Origin of the sequence: Gluconobacter aidae, from assembly GCF_009547075.1 — a bacterium.
Lineage (GTDB): Bacteria > Pseudomonadota > Alphaproteobacteria > Acetobacterales > Acetobacteraceae > Gluconobacter > Gluconobacter aidae.
In genome coordinates this window covers 1-3,081 of the sequence record NZ_WIPH01000077.1, presented here as the reverse complement: position 1 = coordinate 3,081, position 3,081 = coordinate 1, and the positions used below count along the sequence as shown (strand labels likewise).

Sequence of the window (3,081 nt, the reverse complement as noted above, 5' to 3'; positions counted from 1 at the left end):
CTCAGTCTTTCCCCCGACCAAGCCGAAGCGCGTTGGTCACAACCGTCACGGACGACAGAGCCATGGCCGCGCCGCCGATAACCGGGGAGAGAAGAAGCCCGCAGATCGGGTAGAGCACACCGGCGGCGATCGGAATGCCGATCCCGTTGAACAGGAAAGAGAAAGCCAGGTTCTGCCGGATGTTGCGCATGGTCGCATGGGCGAGCCGTCTCGCCCGGACCAGTGCTTCCAGACTGCCATGCGCCAGAGTGATCCCGGCGCTTTCGATCGCTACGTCGGTGCCGTTTCCCATCGCGATCCCGACGGATGCGGCCGCAAGGGCCGGAGCATCGTTCACGCCATCGCCCGTCATCGCGACATGTGCGCCCTGCGTCGTCAGGTGTTTGACGATATCGGCCTTGTCCTGTGGCTTCAGACCGGCATGGACTTCCGCGATATTTCCCACCTGCGGCGCCACAGCCTTCGCCGTCGCTTCGCTGTCACCCGTGAGCATGATGATCCGCAGACCATCGGCGTGCAGCGCCGCAAGAGAGGCCCGCGTATCCTCGCGGAGAGGGTCCGCCACGGCGATCAGCCCGGCGAGCCTGCCGTCTACCGCCACGAACATCACCCCGGCTCCGGCTTCACGATGCGCCGTCGCGCTAGCTTCAACAGGGGAGACATCCGCGCCGGCCTGCTTCAGACACTCGGCATTGCCCACAACGACGGCATGGCCCTCAACGCTGCCGCTCACGCCCAGTCCCGGTTGGGACGCGAAATGGGTAAGAACGCCAGGCTCCCCATGGCGGTCTTTCAGGCCCTGCACGATGGCCTGCGCCAGAGGATGCTGGGAGCGTGTCTCCACAGAGGCGGCATAACGCAGCACATCGTTTTCCGGCCAGCCATTGGCTGCCTCCACGGCGATGAGCTTCGGGTGTCCTTCCGTCAGCGTGCCGGTCTTGTCCACAACCAGCGTATCCACCCTGTCGAGCGCCTGAAGCGCTTCGGCATTGCGGACCAGAACGCCCTCACGTGCACCCCGCCCCGTGCCGACCATGATTGACATGGGCGTGGCCAGTCCAAGCGCGCAGGGACAGGCGATGATCAGCACCGAGATGGCATTCAGAAGAGCATGCCCGAAACGCGGAGCCGGTCCGACGACGTACCATACGATGAAAGTCAGCACGGAAATGGCCAGCACCAGCGGGACGAACCATCCGGCCACCCGGTCGGCTACGGCCTGAATGGGCGCGCGGCTGCGCTGGGCTGAGGCAACCATCTTCACGATCCGCGCCAGCATGGTATCGCTGCCGACGGCCTGCGCTTCGATTTCGAGGCTGCCATTGCCGTTGATCGTACCGCCGGTCACCGTGCTGCCGCTCTTTTTGGCAACGGGTGCTGGCTCCCCGGTAATCATGGCTTCGTCAACACTGGATGTACCATCGAAAACCCTGCCGTCGACAGGGATCGACTCTCCCGGTAGCACCCGCAGTCGGTCTCCGACTACGATAGCGTCCACGGCTATGTCTGTCGGCTGCCCGTTCTCTCCGATCCGGTGAGCCTGTTTTGGTGTGAGATCCAGCAGGGCGCGGATGGCATCACCGGTGGCGGCACGTGCACGGAGTTCCAGAACCTGTCCCAGCAGAACCAGCGCGACGACCACGCCGGCCGCCTCGTAATAGACCGGCAGGGCTCCGTCGGGCATCCTGAAACTGGCCGGGAACGCCCCCGGTGCGAGCGTTGCCGCCAGACTGTAGCCAAACGCAGCGCCGACGCCGAACATGATCAGCGTGAACATGTTGAAGTGACCGGTCCGCAGTGAGGCGAGTCCACGCTGGAAGAAAGGCAGTCCTGCCCAGCAGACAATCGGAGTGGCCAGCGCAAGCTGAACCCAGGGAGACCATGAGCCCGGAACAAGGTGGAGACCAACATCACCACCCATGGCGATGAGCATCAGAGGAAAGGCGAACAACACTGAGACGATCAGACGACGTCTGAAATCATGCAGTTCGGGGTTTTCTGTCTCTGCTCCCGTCGGTTCCTCCGGCTCCAGTGCCATGCCGCAGAGCGGACAGTTGCCCGGATGATCCTGCCGGATCTGCGGGTGCATCGGGCAAGTCCAGATCGTCCCTGGCTTGCCCTCTCCGGCGGCGGAAGGCTGTTGCGGCGCATGATGGCAACTCATGCCGCGCATGGAGGACGCGGCCGTTTCCCGCGTTTCCTTCACAGGTTCCAGCGTCATGCCGCATTTGGGGCATGTGCCGGGATGCGCCTCCCTGATCTCGGGGTGCATGGGACACGTCCACACCATGGGAGGTGCGCTATCAGCCTTGATGAAGGCTGCGGGATTGGCCTCAAATTTCTTCTCGCAGTGTGCGCTGCAGAATGAATAGCTGTGCCCGTTATGCTCGCTCTTGAACCGGCTGGTAGCCGGATCAACCATCATGCCGCATACAGGATCGCGTATTTTCATGGGGACTGACGGGCTCGTCGGCATTGTTTCCGTCCTGACCGTGAGAGTTGAGAATTCTGGAGGCATCGGCAAGCCGCAGGAAAATGCGACGGCGTCATTTTACGATCTGATCCCGTGATGGGCGTGATCGAGTGTCTGAACAAGCATCAATAGCCTTCTTCAGTTCCCGGCGAAACACCTCAAAATCCACAGTCCGGGAAAACGCTTCGAGCTGATCGCCAAGCCCGCTCAGCCGGGCAAGCCGCTCTTCAACACCAAAAAATCCCGCCTGTTTCATCTTCCGTATCCCAATCAACGCACGAGAAATGGAATCACAGAGCAGACCTCAAAACTAGAGGGTTTTTCGAACCCTCCATCTGGCCGATCTGGTGTTTCTCGGTGCCCTTAATCGGACGGGAGAAAACCGCTATGCACGATATTCTCTTTGTCTCGGGTAAACATGGTATTTGCCGTTCCGCCGCAGGAAAATAGGGGAGGTCGTCGTATTTATGAACGCTGACAATCTGACAGGGCTTATCGGATATCTGAAACAGGATCAGTGGCAATCCTGTTTTGAAGAAGTGTTGGGTGAGCATCTGGGACCGGCTTTAGAGGCGGCGGATATCAGCTTCGAAGACCTGGGAGATATC

At 61.0% G+C, this 3,081-nt stretch carries 1 protein-coding gene and 1 pseudogene; both read right to left on the bottom strand.

Features of this window, described 5'->3' with window-relative positions; genetic code table 11:
• Nucleotide 1 precedes the first annotated feature (1 nt).
• Nucleotides 2-2,452, bottom strand: coding sequence for a heavy metal translocating P-type ATPase (locus tag GFJ39_RS13700; RefSeq protein ID WP_153431996.1), 2,451 nt, complete (start codon nucleotides 2,450-2,452; stop codon nucleotides 2-4).
• Nucleotides 2,453-2,552: 100 nt separating this feature from the next.
• Nucleotides 2,553-2,729, bottom strand: a pseudogene (locus tag GFJ39_RS13695) (IS5/IS1182 family transposase); the annotation flags it as partial.
• Between the last annotated feature and the right edge of the window lie 352 nt (nucleotides 2,730-3,081).